At 65.6% G+C, this 15188-nt stretch carries 17 protein-coding genes; all 17 read left to right on the top strand.

Features of this window, described 5'->3' with window-relative positions; translation table 11 throughout:
- Positions 1 to 191 precede the first annotated feature (191 nt).
- The 17 genes from AAZU54_RS20450 to AAZU54_RS20530 all read left to right on the top strand — a co-directional run bounded on the left by AAZU54_RS20450 (position 192) and on the right by AAZU54_RS20530 (position 15132).
- Positions 192 to 920 (top strand): beta-ketoacyl synthase chain length factor, encoded by a 729-nt coding sequence (locus AAZU54_RS20450; RefSeq protein WP_405129223.1) that lies wholly within the window; start codon positions 192 to 194, stop codon positions 918 to 920.
- Positions 896 to 1714, top strand: coding sequence for a lysophospholipid acyltransferase family protein (locus AAZU54_RS20455; protein WP_186556594.1), 819 nt, complete (start codon positions 896 to 898; stop codon positions 1712 to 1714). The genes AAZU54_RS20450 and AAZU54_RS20455 overlap by 25 nt, the downstream gene beginning before the upstream one ends.
- On the top strand, positions 1683 to 1955 hold the full coding sequence (locus tag AAZU54_RS20460) for a phosphopantetheine-binding protein (protein ID WP_186556593.1): 273 nt from the start codon (positions 1683 to 1685) through the stop codon (positions 1953 to 1955). The genes AAZU54_RS20455 and AAZU54_RS20460 overlap by 32 nt, the downstream gene beginning before the upstream one ends.
- Before the next feature lie 9 nt (positions 1956 to 1964).
- Positions 1965 to 2219 carry an acyl carrier protein gene (locus AAZU54_RS20465; RefSeq protein WP_186556592.1) on the top strand — a complete coding sequence of 85 codons (255 nt, stop codon included), beginning with the start codon at positions 1965 to 1967 and terminating at the stop codon, positions 2217 to 2219.
- Positions 2216 to 2761 carry a hypothetical protein gene (locus AAZU54_RS20470; RefSeq protein WP_434727586.1) on the top strand — a complete coding sequence of 182 codons (546 nt, stop codon included), beginning with the start codon at positions 2216 to 2218 and terminating at the stop codon, positions 2759 to 2761. Before AAZU54_RS20465 ends, AAZU54_RS20470 begins: the two co-directional genes overlap by 4 nt.
- Entirely contained in the window at positions 2758 to 4431 is a 1674-nt protein-coding gene (locus AAZU54_RS20475) for an AMP-binding protein (protein ID WP_434727587.1), read from the top strand. The genes AAZU54_RS20470 and AAZU54_RS20475 overlap by 4 nt, the downstream gene beginning before the upstream one ends.
- Entirely contained in the window at positions 4424 to 5158 is a 735-nt protein-coding gene (locus AAZU54_RS20480) for a glycosyltransferase family 2 protein (RefSeq protein WP_312155956.1), read from the top strand. The genes AAZU54_RS20475 and AAZU54_RS20480 overlap by 8 nt, the downstream gene beginning before the upstream one ends.
- The gene (locus tag AAZU54_RS20485) at positions 5155 to 6078 is read left to right on the top strand and encodes a glycosyl transferase (RefSeq protein ID WP_405129225.1); all 924 of its coding nucleotides are present in this window, start codon (positions 5155 to 5157) and stop codon (positions 6076 to 6078) included. Before AAZU54_RS20480 ends, AAZU54_RS20485 begins: the two co-directional genes overlap by 4 nt.
- Positions 6075 to 7613, top strand: a complete 1539-nt coding sequence (locus AAZU54_RS20490; RefSeq protein WP_434727588.1) for an HAL/PAL/TAL family ammonia-lyase — start codon at positions 6075 to 6077, stop codon at positions 7611 to 7613. The genes AAZU54_RS20485 and AAZU54_RS20490 overlap by 4 nt, the downstream gene beginning before the upstream one ends.
- The gene (locus AAZU54_RS20495) at positions 7606 to 8031 is read left to right on the top strand and encodes an acyl-CoA thioesterase (protein WP_186556586.1); all 426 of its coding nucleotides are present in this window, start codon (positions 7606 to 7608) and stop codon (positions 8029 to 8031) included. The genes AAZU54_RS20490 and AAZU54_RS20495 overlap by 8 nt, the downstream gene beginning before the upstream one ends.
- 110 nt (positions 8032 to 8141) lie before the next feature.
- The gene (locus AAZU54_RS20500; protein ID WP_312156574.1) at positions 8142 to 8744 is read left to right on the top strand and encodes an outer membrane lipoprotein carrier protein LolA; all 603 of its coding nucleotides are present in this window, start codon (positions 8142 to 8144) and stop codon (positions 8742 to 8744) included.
- A complete protein-coding gene (locus tag AAZU54_RS20505) occupies positions 8734 to 11055 on the top strand; it encodes an MMPL family transporter (protein WP_434727589.1) in 2322 nt (773 codons plus the stop codon). The genes AAZU54_RS20500 and AAZU54_RS20505 overlap by 11 nt, the downstream gene beginning before the upstream one ends.
- Complete coding sequence (locus AAZU54_RS20510; RefSeq protein ID WP_189661932.1) at positions 11052 to 11534, top strand: hypothetical protein; 483 nt, start codon at positions 11052 to 11054, stop codon at positions 11532 to 11534. The genes AAZU54_RS20505 and AAZU54_RS20510 overlap by 4 nt, the downstream gene beginning before the upstream one ends.
- Positions 11531 to 12712: a beta-ketoacyl-[acyl-carrier-protein] synthase family protein gene (locus AAZU54_RS20515; RefSeq protein WP_186556583.1), complete on the top strand. Its 1182-nt coding sequence runs from the start codon at positions 11531 to 11533 to the stop codon at positions 12710 to 12712. The genes AAZU54_RS20510 and AAZU54_RS20515 overlap by 4 nt, the downstream gene beginning before the upstream one ends.
- Positions 12709 to 13179 (top strand): ApeP family dehydratase, encoded by a 471-nt coding sequence (locus AAZU54_RS20520; RefSeq protein ID WP_186556582.1) that lies wholly within the window; start codon positions 12709 to 12711, stop codon positions 13177 to 13179. Before AAZU54_RS20515 ends, AAZU54_RS20520 begins: the two co-directional genes overlap by 4 nt.
- Positions 13172 to 13900 (top strand): 3-oxoacyl-ACP reductase FabG, encoded by a 729-nt coding sequence (gene fabG / locus AAZU54_RS20525; protein WP_186556581.1) that lies wholly within the window; start codon positions 13172 to 13174, stop codon positions 13898 to 13900. Before AAZU54_RS20520 ends, fabG begins: the two co-directional genes overlap by 8 nt.
- Positions 13900 to 15132 carry a beta-ketoacyl-ACP synthase gene (locus AAZU54_RS20530; protein WP_186556580.1) on the top strand — a complete coding sequence of 411 codons (1233 nt, stop codon included), beginning with the start codon at positions 13900 to 13902 and terminating at the stop codon, positions 15130 to 15132. Before fabG ends, AAZU54_RS20530 begins: the two co-directional genes overlap by 1 nt.
- The last annotated feature ends 56 nt before the right edge of the window (positions 15133 to 15188 follow it).

Raw genomic sequence — 15188 nt, forward strand, 5'->3', positions numbered from 1 at the left:
TCTGGCTCGCCAGCAAAGTCATGTATCGCTAACCTCGTGATTTTTCCGCTGGCCACGGTCTAAGCATTTGCTACAGCTCGGCAGCACCGGGATAATGCGCGCCAGTCGGCGAATGCCAATCCCCTGTCAGGCCGTTGTGGCGCTCATTTCAATGGCGAACGCGTCTCCACAGGGCGGGAAACAGACACATCGTGATCACCTTCGACATCAGCCAATGGCGCGCTTGGGCTCCAGGCCTGCAGACGCCTGCCGATTGGCAGGCCTGGGCCGATGGCGCCGATCTGCCTGCAGATGACGGCCAAGCGCCAGACGTAGGGTTCTTGCCGGCCATGCAACGGCGGCGCCTGAGCTATCTGGCGCGCATGGCGTTTGCGGTTGGCTGGCCACTGGCCGAAGGTATCGAGGCCCTGCCGCTGGTGTATGTCTCGCGTCACGGCGAAACCCCGCGCACCTTCGCCCTGCTCAGCGAGCTGGCCGAGCGCCAGCCGTTATCACCCACCCAGTTCAGTTTGTCGGTGCACAACGCGGTGATCGGCTTGTGGTCGATCCTGCGCGGCGAAACCAGCGAAATGACCGCCCTGGCGGCGGCCGGCGACGGTTTCGAGCAAGGCGTGATCGAAGCCGCTGGCCTGCTCCATGAGGGGGCGCCGGCGGTCCTGCTGATCGTCGCCGAAGAGCAGCCGCCAGTCGCTTACCGGCCGTGGATCGACGATGTGCCCTGCGCCTACGCCGTGGCCCTGCTGCTAACCCCCGGCACGCAGTGGCAACTGACCCTCGGCCAAGCGGTCTCAGGGCAAGCAGCACCAGGCCCTGCGCCGCTGCCGCATGCACTGAGCTGGCTACGCGCCCTGCTCAGCGAGCAAACCCGCCTCACTCACCCAGGAAAGCAGCGCTCATGGACCTGGCAACGACAGCCATGAACACGCCTCGCGACGCCTACTATTGGCGCCTGCTGGCGACCGCCCTGAGCTTCTTGCTGTTCGGCGTCGGTGGCCTGTGCCTGCGGCTGCTGGTGTTTCCCTTGCTCGCCTGCCTGCCAGGTGATGCCGAGCGCCATCAACAACGCGCCAGGCGCACCATCGGCTGGCTGTTCTGGCGCTTCATCCGCTTCATGCGTGCCAGCGGCGTGCTGACTTATGAGATCATCGGCGCCGAGCGCCTGGGGCGCCCTGGGCAGATGATCATTGCCAACCATCCGTCGCTGATCGATGTGGTGTTTCTTATCGGTCTGGTGCGCAACGCCAACTGCGTGGTCAAGCAAAGCTTGTTCGCCAACCCGTTCACCCGTGGCCCGGTCCGCGAGGCGCAGTACCTGGGTAACGATGGCAGCATGCAGATGTTCGATGCCGCAGTCGATGCGCTGCACCAGGGCCAGCCACTGATCATCTTCCCGGAAGGCACCCGCACCGAACCCGGCAAACCACCGGCCTTTCATCGTGGCGCCGCCGCAATCGCCCTGCGCGGTGCGAAGATCATCACGCCTGTGACCATCAGCGTCAGCCCCACCACGCTGACCAAGAACGAGCCGTGGTACCGCATCGCCCGGCGCCGCGTGCACGTGCGCCTGAAGGTCGGCGGCGACATCGACCCGGCGGCTTTCGCAGCCCTGGGCCCGGCGCCCATGGCCTCGCGCCGGCTCAACGACTATCTGCATCACTATTTCATCAAGGAGCTCGCCGAAGATGAGCGATCCACAGCAACACCTGAACCGTGATATCAAGCAGTTGATCATCGATGCCCTGGGCCTTGAAGACATCACCGTGCAGGACATCGACGACCAACAGCCCCTGTTCGGCGAAGGCCTGGGCCTGGATTCGGTGGACGCGCTCGAACTCGGCCTGGCCCTGCAGAAGCACTTCGGCATCAAGATCGACGCCGATGCCAAGGACACCCGTAGCCATTTCAGCAACGTCGCCAGCCTGGCGGCGTTCGTCACTGCCCGTCAGGCCGCCTGAGACCGCCCCATGCAAAACCGTGAAGACATCTTCAATATCCTGCGCGACGCCTTGGTCGAGCTGTTCGAAACCAACCCTGCCAGCATCACCCTGGACTCCAACCTGTACCAGGACCTGGAAATCGACAGCATCGATGCCATCGACCTGATCGACCATATCAAGCGCCAGACCGGCAAGAAGATCAGCGCCGAAGACTTCAAGAGCGTGCGCACCGTGGGCGATGTGGTCGAAGCCGTATTCCGCCTGGTCAACACTGCGGCATGAAACGCCTGGTCGGCCTGGGCCTGGTGCTGGCCGGCGTGCTGTATCCGTTTGCCGTGCATTTCGGTCTCGGCCATTTCGCGCCCTGGCAGTTCGCCGTGCTGCTCGGCGGCCTGTGGCTGGCCCGCAGCGTCAGCGCACCGCGCCGCCCCGGCAACCTGTGGATGGCGGCAGCAGCGCTGACGTTCTGCGCCGTGCTCGCGCTTTCCGACAGCAGCCAACTGCTGCGTTGGTATCCGGTGCTGGTCAACGCCTTCATGCTGGTGCTGTTCGGTTCGAGCCTGAAATACGGCCCGCCGCTGGTTGAGCGCTTGGCCCGTTTGCGCGAACCGCAGCTGCCTGAAGCGGCGCTCAGCTACACCCGCCGAGTGACCCAAGTGTGGTGTGGCTTCTTTGTGCTCAACGGCGGGACCGCTGCGGCTCTCACCCTCTGGGCGCCGCTGAGCTGGTGGACCCTGTACAACGGCCTGATTGCCTATATCGCCATGGGCCTGCTGTTTGCCGGTGAATGGCTGACACGACAACAGGTGCGAGGACGCGCATGAACTGGATCAACCCCGAGCAGCTGTTGCGCCCCGTGGACGGGCCGCGCTTGGTCACGCAGGCGCCCGCCCTGACGCATGCCGAGCTGTGTGAACAGGCCCTGCGCCTGGCCGGTGGCCTGCAAGCGAAAGGTATCCAGCGCCTGGCGGTGCACCTGCAAGACGCTGCCGAGCTGGCCATCGCGTTGCTCGGTGCCTGGCGCGCCGGCGTGCAGGTCTTGCTACCGGCCGACCTGCAAGCGCAGACCCGCGCACGCTGGGACGATCAGGTCGACCTGTGGATAAGTGACCAGCCCGGTGACCTCAGCATCGCCGACCTACAGGACGAACCGCTGTCGCCCGCCGAGCTGGATCTCGATAAGTGCCGGATTGGCCTGTGCACCTCAGGTTCCAGCGGCCAAGCCAAGCTGATCGACAAGCGCCTGCGCCAGCTGGCCAATGAAGTCGCCGCCCTGGAGCAGCTGTGGGGCGCGGCCCTTGGCGATGCCTGGATCATCGGCAGCGTGGCCACCCAGCATATCTACGGCCTGTTGTTCCGCGTGCTTTGGCCTCTCTGTGCCGGCCGGGGTTTCCTGCGCCAGCCAATGCCCTTCCCCGAAGATCTGCAGCGGGCCAGCCTCGAACTGCCAAGCTTTGCCTGGGTGGCCAGCCCGGCGCTGCTCAAGCGCATGGGCGATAACCTCGATTGGCCAGCATTGAGCCAGGTGCGCAAAGTGTTCTCATCAGGGGGCGAGCTGCCGGCCGAGGCAAGTGCACGTCTGCAGCAGCGGCTTGGCCAATGGCCCGTGGAGATCCTCGGCAGCTCGGAAACCGGCGGCATCGCCTGGCGAGAGGGCGGCGACCTGTGGCAACCCTTCGCAGGCGTGCAACTTGCTGTGGATGAACAGGGCGCCCTGCGCATCGCCTCGCCCTACTTGCCGCCTGGCCATATCGAACAAAGTGCCGATGCTGCCGAACTGTTCAGTGATGGCCGCTTGCGCCTGCTCGGCCGCCTCGACCGCATCGTCAAGCTGGAAGAAAAACGTATCGCCCTGCCCATGCTCGAACAGGCGCTGTGCCGCCACGCCTGGGTCAGCGAAGCGCGCCTGGGCGTGATCGAGGAAGGCCGTGCCTCGCTGGGCGCCTTGTTGGTACTTAGCCCAGCCGGCGTGCACGCCTTGCGCAACCAGGGCCGGCGGACCTTGCTCGACAGCCTGCGCCAGCACCTGGCCCAGTATTGCGAGGCGCTGGCCCTGCCGCGGCGCTGGCGACTGCTACGGCAATTGCCGATGAACGCCCAAGGCAAACTAGCCGAGGCGCAGGTCCAGGCCCTGCTCAAAGCGCCACGGGCGAATGATCCCCAGGTGCTTGAGCGGCTGGAAGAGGGCGCTCTGCTGCGCCTGTGGGTGCCTGCGGACCTGCCCTGCTTCACCGGCCATTTCCCGAGCACGCCGATCCTGCCGGGCGTGGTACAGATCGACTGGGCCATTACCCTCGGCGCCGCACTGGTGCCGCCAGGGCTGCGTTTCGCCGGCATGGAAGTGCTCAAGTTCCAGCAACTGGTGCGCCCCGCAGACGAGCTCGAACTGAGCCTGCGCTTCGACCCGCAACGCAGCAAGCTGTACTTCGCCTTCAGCCGCGCAGGGCAACCCTGCTCCAGCGGCCGCATTGTGTTGGAGGCCGCCTGTGCATAAGCCTTGCGCGGTGATCCCGGTGTACAACCACGAACGGGCGGTGCCTGCCGTGGTCGCTGAATTGCGGCGGGCGGGCTTACCCTGCGTGCTGGTGGACGACGCCAGCCATCCGCCTTGCGCCGAAGTGCTACGCCAGCTGGCTGGCGAGCCGCAGGTGTTCCTGGTCACCCTGAGCAGCAACCAGGGCAAGGGCGGCGCGGTGATGGCCGGTTTGCGCGAGGCGGCGCGGCTGGGTTTTAGCCACGCCCTGCAAGTGGACGCCGATGGCCAGCACGACCTGGCTGATATCGCCACCTTCCTGGACCAGTCGCAGGCCCATCCACAGGCGCTGATCTGCGGTTATCCACAGTACGACGCCAGTGTGCCCAAGGGCCGCCTGTATGCCCGCTACCTGACTCACGTATGGGTGTGGATCAACAGCCTGTCGCTGGCGATCCCTGATTCGATGTGCGGTTTTCGGGTTTACCCGCTGCCAGCGACCCTGGCCCTGATCGACTCGGTGCAACTGGGCCTGCGAATGGATTTCGACACGGAAATTCTCGTGCGCCTGGCTTGGCGCGAGCAACCGATGCGCTGGCTGCCAACCCGTGTGCATTACCCGCAGGACGGCGTCTCGCACTTTCGCCTGGTGCACGACAACGCGCTGATTTCGCGCATGCACGCGCGCTTGTTCTTCGGCATGCTGCTGCGCGCGCCACTGATCCTCTGGCGCCGGTGGCGACGATGAACAGCCCATCACGGCACTGGGCCGAGCAACGCGAACGCGGCAGTTTCTGGTTGATGAAGCTGACCGCCGGGCTGGTGCGCCTGCTTGGCCGGCGCCTGCTCAGCCCGCTGATCCACGCCATCGTGCTGTACTTTTTCCTGTTCGGCCGCCGTGCCCGGCGCAGCGCCTGGCAGTATCAACAACGGCTGGCTGCGTACAGCGGCACAGCCACGCCAGCGCCCAGCCATTGGCAGGTGTTCCGCCAGTTCATGGCCTTCGCCGATTCCCTGCTGGACAAGCTCGACGCCTGGAACGGCAAGCTGCGCCTGCAAGATATCGAAATCGACGACCCTGCCGGCCTGCGCCAGCAACTGCGTGGCAGCCGCGGGCAAATGCTGGTCGGCGCGCACCTGGGCAACCTGGAAGTCTGCCGGGCCTTGGCCGAGTTGGGCGAGCAGGTGACCATGAACGTGCTGGTGCACACCCGCCATGCCGAACGCTTCAATCGCTTGCTGGGCGAAGCCGGGGCCAGCCACCTGCGGCTGATCCAGGTCAGCGAGCTGGACCCGGCGATCATGCTGCAGCTGTCCGAACGCCTGGAACGCGGCGAATGGCTGGCGATTGCTGGCGACCGCGTGCCCCTGCATGGCGCGCGTACGGTCGAGGTGGATTTCCTCGGCCATCCGGCCGCATTTCCCCAAGGCCCCTGGTTGCTGGCAGGGTTGTTGGGTTGCCCGGTCAACCTGCTGTTCTGCCTCAAGCGCGAAGGCCGCTATCGGATCACTCTGGAGCCGTTCGCCGAGCGCCTGCACTGGCGGCGCGACAACCGCGAACAGGTGATCGGCGAATGGGCCGCGCGCTACGCTGCGCGACTGGGCCATTATTGCCAGCAGGCGCCCACCCAATGGTTCAACTTCTACCCCTTCTGGAAAGACCGATGACGACGCATGAGTCTGTAACCTTCGGCGAGGCGCCGCTCGCCATCGAGGATGTCCTGGCCCTGAGCCAGCGCCAAGCAGCCGCACGCCTGGAAGAGGACCCCGCCTATCGTGAGCGGATCGCTCGCGGCGCGCGTTTTCTCGACACCCTGCTGGACAAGGAAGGGGTGATCTACGGCGTCACCACCGGCTATGGCGACTCGTGCGTGGTGGCAGTACCGCCGGAGCACGTCGAAGCCCTGCCGATCCACCTGTACACCTTCCACGGCTGCGGCCTGGGCAAGCTGCTCGAGCCTGCGGCCACCCGCGCGGTACTGGCAGCGCGGCTGCGCTCGCTGAGCCATGGGATGTCGGGGGTGCGCCTGGAGTTGCTGGAACGGCTGCGCGCGTTCCTCGAACACGACATCCTGCCGCTGATCCCGGAAGAGGGCTCGGTGGGCGCCAGCGGCGACCTGACCCCGCTGTCATACGTAGCGGCGACCCTGTCTGGCGAACGCGAGGTGCTGTACCGCGGTGAAAAGCGCAGCAGCGCCGAGGTACATCGTGAACTCGGCTGGCAACCGCTGGTGCTGCGCCCCAAGGAAGCCCTGGCATTGATGAACGGCACCGCCGTGATGACCGGCCTGGCCTGCCTGGCCTTTGGCCGCGCCGACTACCTGCTCAAGCTGGCCACCCGGATTACCGCACTCAACGTGATCGCGTTGCAAGGCAACCCTGAGCATTTCGACGAGCGCCTGTTCGCCGCCAAACCGCACCCCGGCCAGACCCAGGTCGCCGCCTGGCTGCGCCAGGATCTGGCCATCGACGCCCCAGCAGCCCCGCTGCAGCGCCTGCAAGACCGCTACTCGCTGCGCTGCGCACCCCATGTACTGGGGGTGCTGGCCGACAGCCTGGGCTGGTTGCGCAGTTTTATCGAAACCGAGCTCAATAGCGCCAACGATAACCCGATCATCGACGGCGACGCCGAGCGAGTTCTGCATGGCGGGCATTTCTATGGCGGGCATATCGCCTTCGCCATGGACAGCCTGAAGACCCTGGTGGCCAACGTCGCCGACCTGCTCGACCGCCAGCTCGCGCTGCTGGTCGACGAGCGCTACAACCATGGCCTGCCGAGCAATCTGTCCGGTGCAGAAGCAGGCCGTGCGATGCTCAACCATGGCTTCAAGGCAGTGCAGATCGGCGCCAGCGCCTGGACCGCCGAGGCGCTCAAGCAGACCATGCCCGCCAGCGTGTTTTCCCGCTCCACCGAATGCCACAACCAGGACAAGGTAAGCATGGGCACCATCGCCGCACGCGATGCCTTGCGCGTTCTTGAGCTGACCGAGCAGGTCGCTGCGGCAACCCTGCTGGCAGCCAATCAGGGCGTCTGGCTGCGTCGCCGCCAGGCGGGTGAGCGACCACTGCCGCCAGCGCTGGCCGAGATGCATGGCGCATTGCTGGAAGACTTCGCCCCCGTCATCGAAGACCGCGCATTGGAGCGAGAACTGCGCCTGTGCCTGAGCCGTATCGCCGAACGACACTGGAGGCTGCATGCGTAGCCCCGGCGTGTTCCACGTCGATACTGAGATCGTCGTGCCGTTCTTCGATGTCGACAGCATGCACATCGTCTGGCACGGGCACTACGTCAAGTACCTGGAAGTCGCCCGCTGTGCCTTGCTCGACAAGCTCGAGCACGACTATCGGCAGATGCACGCCAGCGGCTACATGTGGCCGGTGATCGACTTGCAGCTGCGCTACATCCGTGGCGCCACGTTCGGCCAGCGCCTGAACGTGCGCGCCAGCCTGGTGGAATGGGAAAGCCGACTGAAGATCAATTACCTGATCAGCGATGCCGCAAGCGGCGAGCGCATGACCCGCGCCAGCACAGTGCAGGTTGCGGTGCACATCGACAGCGGCGAAATGCAACTGGCCTCACCGCAGGTGATGCTGGACGCGGTGCAGAAGGTGCTGTCATGAAATGTGCCACTGGGCCTGCGTTGCAGGCCATCAAAACACTGCAAAGCCCTGTGGGAGCGGGCTTGCCCGCGAAGGGTCGCAAGGCGACCCCAAACCCTCAAAACCACTCCATGGCGCTGGCGTTACGCGCCCTCACCACGTTAGCCCTGCTGCTCACCAGCCCACTAACCTTAGCCTTCACCCTCGAAGACCTGCAAAAGCAGCTAAGCGAACCCGCCGTAGTCAAAGGCCCCTTCATCCAGGAAAAACACCTGCGCGCCCTCCCCCAGCCCCTGGTCAGCCGCGGCCAATTCGTCCTGGCCCGCGACCACGGCCTGCTCTGGCTGTTGCAAACACCGCTGCGCCAGGACTACCGCATCACCGCCAGCGGCATTGCCCGGCGTGATCCATCCGGCTGGCAAACCCTGCCCAGCCGTAGCGCCGGCGCCGAGCAGAACCGTCTGTTTTTCGCTGTCCTGCAAGGCGACAGCAGCGGCCTGCAACGCGACTTCGAGCTGAACTTGCAAGGCACCGCCGAGCACTGGCAACTGCAGCTGAACCCTCGCTCGCTGTTGCTCAAGCAGATCTTCCGCCGTATCGACATCGCCGGCGGCCAGTACGTCGAGCGCATCGAGCTTGAAGAAAGCCAAGGCGACAGCACCGTGCTGCGCATGCCAGCCAGCAGCGGCGCCACCGCCCTGAGCGATACGGAGCGCAGCGATTTTGCCGATTGAACGTCTGTTGCCACGGCTGTTCCTGGCCTTGCTGATTGCTGTGCTCGCCGTCGCCGGCTGGCAGTGGCAGCGTGGCGCGCCGCTGTCGGGCGACTTGATGGCGCTGGTGCCGGGCGACACCCAGGATCCGTTGGTACAGCGCGCCGAGCAACGCATGCAGGCACCGCTGAACCGCGAGATGCTGGTGTTGGTCGGCGACCAGGACCGCGAGCGCGCCGTGGCGCTCGCCGAACGCCTGGCCAAACAGTGGCAAGCCAGCGGCCTGTTCGAAAAGGTCCAGTGGAGCTTGCAGACCGACCTGCAAGCAGTGCGCGAACAATTGCTGCAAGGCCGCCTGGCAATGCTTTCGGCCGCTGATCGCAGGCAGCTGGTCGAACAGCCCGATGCCTTTATCGAACAACGCGTGCAAAGCCTGTTCGACCCCTTCACCGGCTTTAGCCTGGTCCCCAGCCAGGACGATTGGCTAGGCCTGACTGGACGCATCCAGGCCAGCCAGCCGAAGCCCGCCAATGTCCAGCTCGACACCGCCAGCGGTGCGCTGATCGCCGAGGCTGACGGCAAGCACTGGGTATTGCTGCGCGCGCGCAGCCAGGGCGATGCCTTCGACCTGAAGTTGCCGTTGCAGGTCGCCGACCTGCTGGCCGCCAGCCGGCTCCAAGCCGAGCAGAGCGGGGCCCAACTGATGGCGGTCAGCGGCCTGTTGCACGCCGCCAATGGTCAGCGCCAGGCCAGCCGGGAGATCACCTGGGTCGGCGGTGGCGCCACCCTGGGCATTCTTCTGCTGTTGCTGCTGGCGTTTCGCCGCTGGCGGGTGTTGCTGGCATTCGTGCCGGTGCTGGTTGGCATGCTGTTCGGCGCGGTGGCCTGCGTGGCGCTGTTCGGCAAGATGCATGTAATGACCTTGGTCCTGGGTTCCAGCCTGATCGGGGTGGCGGTGGACTATCCGCTGCACTACCTGTCCAAGAGCTGGAGCCTGCGCCCTTGGCGCAGCTGGGCGGCGCTGCGGCTTACCTTGCCGGGGCTGAGCCTGAGCCTGGTCACCAGCTGCATCGGTTACCTGGCCCTGGCGTTCACCCCGTTCCCGGCACTGACCCAGATCGCTGCATTCTCGGCGGCGGGCCTAGTCGGCGCCTACCTCAGCGCAGTGTGCCTGCTACCGGCACTGCTACAGTCTGTCGAGCTGCGCCCGGCAGACTGGCCACTGCGCATCGCCCAGGCCCTCACCGACCTACGTGAACGCCTGCTGAGCAAAGTCCCCAGTGCCGTGTTGCTGGGCCTTTTGATGCTGTTCTGCGCCGCAGGCCTGTGGCAACTGGACAGCCGTAACGATATCCGCCAGTGGGTCGGTAGCTCACCGCAGTTGCTGCAAGAGGCGCAGGCCGTCGCACGCATCACCGGTTACCAGCCGACCAGCCAGTTCTACCTGGTCCGCGCCGCCGACCAAGGCCAACTGCTCGAACGCTTGCAGGGGTTGAGTACAAAGCTCGACGAGCTGGCTGAACTGGACAAGCTCAAGGGCTACATGAGCCTCAGCCAACTGGTCGCCAGCGCTGGCGCTCAGCAACAGCTACGCCAGGCGCTGGCGCAATTGCCTGCCCATTGGCAACCGTTGCTGGCGCTGGGCGTGCCGCAAGATGCATTGGCCGCAGAGCTTGAACAACTGCGCAGCCTGCCCGATCGCTCGATCGAGCACGTCCTGGCTGGCCCGCTCGGCGAGGCTTGGCGACCGTTGTGGCTGGGCAAGGATGGTCATGGCGTGGCGGCGATCGTCAGCCTGCAAGGGCTCAATGATCCGGCGCTGCTGCGCTTGCAGACCGATGAACTGCCAGGGGTGCAACTGGTGGATCGGCTCGGTCAGCTGAACCAGTTGTTCGCCGCTACCCAAGTCAGCGCCGCCGAGTTGAAACTGCTGTCGTGCGCGCTGATCCTATTGCTGTTGGTCGTGCCCTTCGGTTTGGCTGGCGCCCTACGGCTGGTAGCCCTGCCGCTGCTGGCCGCGCTGTGCAGCCTGGCCAGCCTTGGCTGGCTGGGGCAACCGCTGACCCTGTTCAGCCTGTTCGGCCTGCTGCTGGTAACGGCGATCAGTGTCGACTACGCGATCCTCATGCACGAACGGATCGGCGGCGCTGCGGTCAGTCTGCTCGGCACCTTGTTGGCGGCGCTCACCACCTGGCTGTCGTTTGGCCTGTTGGCACTGTCCAGCACGCCGGCGGTGAGCAACTTTGGTCTGGCAGTGAGCCTGGGCCTGGCCTTCAGTTTCGTCCTGGCGCCTTGGGCCGCCGCCCGTGATAGAGAACCCGCGCAATCATGAAACCCCTGCTGCTGTTGCTGACCCTGCTGCTGAGCGCCTGCGCTGCGCGGCCACCGCTACCGGAGCGCCTACCCCAGCTGACGCTGCCGCAGCAATTGCACGTGCAACGCGAACAAGCCGGGCAACGTCAGGACTGGTTGTTGGTGGTGCAGCGTGAAAATGGCCACCTGCGCTGGTCGCTGCTCGACCTGATGGGCATCCCCCAGGCGCGGCAATTGCTCGATGGCCAGGACTGGCAAGCCGATGGCCTGCTGCCGCCCAACCCCGCTGCGCGCGAGTTGTTCGCCGCCGTGCTGTTCGCGCTAACTCCCGAGCAGCAACTGCTGCAGCTTTATCCACAGGCCCGGCAGCAGGAGCAGCGGCGCTGGCTGGATACGCGCTGGCAGGTCGACTATCGCCAGGCCGACCACTTCACCTTGAACCTCGGCCAGGGCCTGCGTTACCTCGTCAGCCCTCTGCCCAATGAGACTGCGCCATGACCGCCTACCTCAATGCCCTGGGCCTGGTCTGCGCCCTTGGCCAGGGCCAGGCCGAAGTCGCCCGCAAGCTGTTCGCCGGTGACTGCTCAGGCATGCAAGCGCAGGACGGCTGGGTGCCGCAGCGCAGCCTGCCGGTCGGCGCCGTGGCCGGCCCGTTGCCGCAGCTACCCCTAGCAGGCCAGCAAAGCCGCAACAATCAGCTGCTGTATGCCGCTGCCCTGCAGATCGAGCCGGTCATCCGCCAGGCCATCGAGCGCCACGGCGTACAGCGGGTCGGTGTGGTGCTAGGCACCAGCACCTCGGGAATCGACGAAGCCAGCGCCGGCATCGCCCACTACCTGGACGCTGGGCACTTCCCTGCGGACTATCGCTATGACCAGCAGGAACTGAGCGCACCGGCCAACTTCCTGGCCGCTTGGCTGCAACTCGAAGGCCCGGCTTATGTCATCTCGACCGCCTGCACCTCCAGTGGCCGCGCCCTGTTGAGCGCACGCCGACTGCTCGATTTGGGCCTGTGCGATGCGGTGCTGTGCGGCGGCGTCGACAGCCTGTGTGGCCTGACCGTCAATGGCTTCAACGCCCTGGAGGCCGTCAGCTCACAGCGCTGCAACCCATTGTCGGTCAACCGCGCTGGGATCAATATCGGCGAAGGCGCGGCGCTGTTCCTGATGACCCGCGAAGGTCCAGGCATTGCCCTGCTCGGAGCAGGCGCCAGCTCAGACGCGCACCACATTTCCGCCCCCGAACCGAGCGGCAAGGGCGCCTTGCAGGCCATGGGCAAAGCGCTGGACAATGCCCGTCTCAAGCCCGCGCAGATCGATTACCTGAACCTGCACGGCACCGCCACCGAGCACAACGACGCCATGGAATGCCGGGCCGTGCACAACCTGTTCGGCGCCCAGCTGCCTTGCTCATCGAGCAAGCCGATGACCGGCCATACCCTCGGCGCCGCCGGCGCCCTGGAAGCAGCCTTCTGCTGGCTGAGCCTGAGCGAGCACAACCCACTCGGCCTGCTGCCGCCGCATGTGTGGGATGGCCAGGCCGACCCACAACTGCCCGCGCTCAATCTGGTCGATGGCAGCCAGCGCCTGGCCCTGCACGGCCCGCGCCGGTTGATGAGCAATTCGTTCGCCTTCGGCGGCAACAATGTCAGCCTGATTCTCGGAGATGCACCATGACCACCTGGCCCCTGGCCGACCTGCTGCCACACGCCGGTGACATGATCCTCATCGATGGCATCGACAGTTGTGACGAGGAGCAGATCCACACCCACGCAACGGTCCGTGCCGGCGGCCAATTCAACCGTGCCGACGGCAGCCTGCCCGCCTGGCTGGCGCTGGAGCTGATGGCGCAGAGCGTGGCGGCCTATGCCGGCTGTCGCGCACGGCGCCTGGGCCAGCCGGTGGAAATGGGCTTTCTGCTCGGCACGCGCAAGTTCGAGTGCACTGTCGAACACTTCCCCGTCGGCGCCCAACTGCGTATCCATGCCCTGCGCTCGTTGGAAGACGACAACGGCATGGGTGTGTTCGAATGCCACCTGCGCGGCGACGGCATCCAAGCCAGCGCCCGCCTGAATGTCTATCGCCCGCCCCAGGCAAGCCAGTACCTGGCCGAGCCGGCACCCGAGGAACACCCGCATGACTGACACCATCCTGGTCACCGGCTCCAGCCGCGGCATTGGCCGCGCGATCGCCCTGCGCCTGGCCCGCGCCGGCTACGATCTGGTCCTGCATTGTCGCAGTGGCCGCAGCGAGGCCGAGGCGGTTGCCGAACAGGTCCGCGCGCTGGGGCGCCAGGCACGCATCCTGCAATTCGATATCGCCGATCGGGCTGCCTGCGCTGCCATCCTCAATGAGGATGTCGAAGCGCATGGCGCTTACTACGGCGTGGTGTGCAACGCCGGGCTGACTCGCGATGGCGCCTTCCCGGCCCTGAGCGAGGACGATTGGGACCAGGTCATGCGGACCAATCTGGATGGTTTCTACAACGTCCTGCACCCCTTGATGATGCCGATGATCCGCCGCCGTGCGCCGGGGCGGATCGTCTGCATCACCTCGGTTTCCGGGCTGATCGGCAATCGCGGCCAGGTCAACTACAGCGCCTCCAAGGCCGGCCTGATCGGTGCGGCCAAGGCCCTGGCGATCGAACTGGGCAAGCGCCGGATCACGGTCAACTGCGTCGCCCCAGGGCTGATCGACACGGCCATGCTCGACGAGCACGTGCCGGTCGAGGAGTTGCTCAAGATGATTCCGGCCCAGCGCATGGGCACCCCGGAAGAGGTCGCCGGTACGGTCAACTTCCTGATGTCCAGTGAAGCGGCCTACATCACCCGCCAGGTCATCGCGGTCAACGGAGGGTTGTGCTGATGCGCCGTGTCGTGGTCACCGGCATGGCCGGCATCACTGCCCTGGGCAATGACTGGGAAACCCTCTCCAGGCATTTTGTGAGCAACCGCAGTGGCATTCGCCGCATGCACGAATGGGACGTTTTCGAAGACCTCAATACCCGCCTGGGCGGGCCCATCGACGACTTCGCAGTGCCCGCGCACTGGACCCGCAAGCAACTGCGCAGCATGGGCCGGGTCGCCCGCCTGGCGGTAGCGGCTGCAGAACGAGCGCTGGCCGATGCCGGCCTGCTCGACGACCCGAGCATCCGCGATGGCCGCATGGGCGTGGCGTGCGGCTCCTCTGCTGGCAGCACCGACGAGATCAAGGCATTCGGCAACATGCTGCTCAACGCCAGGGCCGATGGCCTCAATGCCAACTCCTACGTGCGCATGATGCCGCACACCACTGCGGCCAACATCAGCATCTTCTTTGGCCTCACCGGCCGGCTGATCCCCACCTCCAGCGCCTGCACCAGTGGCAGCCAAGGGGTCGGCTATGCCTACGAGGCGATAAAATTCGGTCGCCTGCCGATGATGCTCGCCGGTGGCGCCGAAGAGCTGTGCCCGACCGAGGCCATGGTGTTCGATGCCCTGTATGCGACCAGCCTGATGAACGACACCCCTCAGCTGAGCCCGCGCCCTTACGACAGCGCCCGCGACGGGCTGGTAGTGGGTGAGGGTGGCGGCATGCTGGTGCTGGAGGAGCTGGAGCATGCGCTGGCCCGTGGCGCGCGCATTCATGCCGAGATCGTTGGTTTTGGCAGCAATGCCGACGGCCAGCACATCACGCGTCCTGAACAGACCACCATGCGCCGCGCCATGGAGCTGGCGCTGGAGGATGCCGGGTTGGCGCCCGAGGCGATTGGCTACGTCAACGGCCATGGCACGGCCACTGAACAGGGCGATATCGCCGAGACCCTGGCTACCAGCGAACTGTTTGGGCCGCGGATGCCGATCAGCTCGCAGAAGAGCTTCCTCGGCCATACCCTGGGCGCCTGTGGTGCGCTGGAGTCGTGGTTCAGCATCGAGATGATGAATCGCGACACGTACGTGCCCACCCTCAACCTCGACAACATCGACCCGCGCTGTGGCGAGCTCGACTACTTGCGTGGCGGCATGCGGGTGATGAGCAATGAGTACGTGATGAACAACAATTTTGCCTTTGGTGGGGTGAATACCTCGTTGATCTTCCGGCGCTGGCCGACGGTTTGATGGCGCTTGCACCGGCCTCTTCGCGGGCAAGCTCCCACAGGGTCCGGTGGTGTTGC

This window comes from Pseudomonas sp. Je.1.5.c (assembly GCF_051129895.1).
GTDB classification, from domain to species: domain Bacteria; phylum Pseudomonadota; class Gammaproteobacteria; order Pseudomonadales; family Pseudomonadaceae; genus Aquipseudomonas; species Aquipseudomonas urmiensis.

What these genes read in the sequence shown, in the direction of transcription:
- AAZU54_RS20460 (WP_186556593.1), top strand. Translation starts at nt 1,683, where the DNA reads ATGAGCGATCCACAGCAACACCTGAACCGTGATATCAAGCAGTTGATC.
- AAZU54_RS20455 (WP_186556594.1), top strand. Translation starts at nt 896, where the DNA reads ATGGACCTGGCAACGACAGCCATGAACACGCCTCGCGACGCCTACTAT.
- AAZU54_RS20490 (WP_434727588.1), top strand. Translation starts at nt 6,075, where the DNA reads ATGACGACGCATGAGTCTGTAACCTTCGGCGAGGCGCCGCTCGCCATC.
- AAZU54_RS20495 (WP_186556586.1), top strand. Translation starts at nt 7,606, where the DNA reads ATGCGTAGCCCCGGCGTGTTCCACGTCGATACTGAGATCGTCGTGCCG.
- AAZU54_RS20515 (WP_186556583.1), top strand. Translation starts at nt 11,531, where the DNA reads ATGACCGCCTACCTCAATGCCCTGGGCCTGGTCTGCGCCCTTGGCCAG.
- AAZU54_RS20500 (WP_312156574.1), top strand. Translation starts at nt 8,142, where the DNA reads ATGGCGCTGGCGTTACGCGCCCTCACCACGTTAGCCCTGCTGCTCACC.
- AAZU54_RS20530 (WP_186556580.1), top strand. Translation starts at nt 13,900, where the DNA reads ATGCGCCGTGTCGTGGTCACCGGCATGGCCGGCATCACTGCCCTGGGC.
- AAZU54_RS20485 (WP_405129225.1), top strand. Translation starts at nt 5,155, where the DNA reads ATGAACAGCCCATCACGGCACTGGGCCGAGCAACGCGAACGCGGCAGT.
- AAZU54_RS20510 (WP_189661932.1), top strand. Translation starts at nt 11,052, where the DNA reads ATGAAACCCCTGCTGCTGTTGCTGACCCTGCTGCTGAGCGCCTGCGCT.
- AAZU54_RS20520 (WP_186556582.1), top strand. Translation starts at nt 12,709, where the DNA reads ATGACCACCTGGCCCCTGGCCGACCTGCTGCCACACGCCGGTGACATG.
- AAZU54_RS20475 (WP_434727587.1), top strand. Translation starts at nt 2,758, where the DNA reads ATGAACTGGATCAACCCCGAGCAGCTGTTGCGCCCCGTGGACGGGCCG.
- AAZU54_RS20470 (WP_434727586.1), top strand. Translation starts at nt 2,216, where the DNA reads ATGAAACGCCTGGTCGGCCTGGGCCTGGTGCTGGCCGGCGTGCTGTAT.
- AAZU54_RS20465 (WP_186556592.1), top strand. Translation starts at nt 1,965, where the DNA reads ATGCAAAACCGTGAAGACATCTTCAATATCCTGCGCGACGCCTTGGTC.
- fabG (WP_186556581.1), top strand. Translation starts at nt 13,172, where the DNA reads ATGACTGACACCATCCTGGTCACCGGCTCCAGCCGCGGCATTGGCCGC.